Annotated in this window: 1 protein-coding gene; it reads left to right on the top strand. The window is 77.0% G+C overall.

Annotation, left to right across the window (positions count from 1 at the left end; all coding sequences use genetic code 11):
* Window positions 1–1047, top strand: a 1047-nt coding sequence (locus tag AB8Z36_RS40660; RefSeq protein ID WP_369218368.1) for an NB-ARC domain-containing protein, incomplete at both ends; no start/stop codon positions are given.

The raw sequence follows: 1047 nt of genomic DNA, 5'->3' as shown, positions 1-1047 counted from the left end.
GTGGTTGTGGTGGCCGGGATGGCCGGGGTCGGGAAGAGTGCCCTGGCCGTGGAGGTGGCACACCGGCTGCGGGAGGAGTTCCCGGACGGGCAGCTCTACATCAACCTGCACGGTGCGACGCCGGGCATGACCCCGCTCACCCCGGGCCAGGCGCTCGCCTCGCTCCTGCGCGACCTCGGGGCGGAGCCGCGCCACACCCCGGAGAGCGGCGCGGACCCCTCGGCGGCCTCGGCGCTGCTGCGCTCGCTGCTGGCGTCCACCCGTACGCTGCTCGTCCTCGACGACGCCGCCACCGCCGCGCAGGTGCGCCCGCTGCTGCCCGCGGGGCCCGGCTGCGCGGTCATCGTCACCAGCCGTTCGCCGCTGACGACGCTGGACGGCGCGGCGCTCTTCCCGCTGGAGCCGCTCTCGGCGGGGGACAGCGCCGCGCTCCTGCGGGCCGTTTCGGGGCGCGAGGGCCTCGACGCCGGGCACCCCCTGATCGAGCTCGCGGGCCGCCTCCCGCTGGCCCTGCGCGTCGTCGCCGCCCGCCTGGCCGCGCGGCGGGCCCTCACCCCGGACGCGCTCGCCGAGCTGCTCACCGACAGCGAGGGCCGCCTGCACCACCTCGAATACGACGACTTGAGCGTGCGCCGCTCCCTGGCCGTGGCCCTGGACGCCCTGCGCACCTCGGAGCGCGCGGCCGACCGCGACGCCGCCCTCGCGCTGGCCCGCATCGGCGCGCTCGACCTCCCCGCGTACGGCGTACCGCTCCTCGCCCGCCTCCTCGGCACCGACGAACTGCGGGCGGGCGCGGCCCTCGACCGCCTGGTCGACGTGGCCCTCCTCGAAGAGACGGCCTACGGCCGCTACGCCCCGCACGACCTCGTACGGGACTTCGCCAGAGAGACGGCGGCCGGTGCCGATGCAACGGACGGCGGCGCCACGGACGTCGTGCACGAGGCCCTCCGCTGGTACGCGGAGTACGCCCGCCGCACCCTCCTGGCCATCCTGCCGGACGGCCTGGACAGGGCGGACCGGCTGCGTGGCGTCGAGTCACACCTGGCC

Source organism: Streptomyces flavofungini (genome assembly GCF_041028215.1).
GTDB lineage: Bacteria > Actinomycetota > Actinomycetes > Streptomycetales > Streptomycetaceae > Streptomyces > Streptomyces flavofungini_B.
Note: the sequence above shows the minus strand (reverse complement) of the source record. Positions and strands in the feature narration are given on the sequence as shown.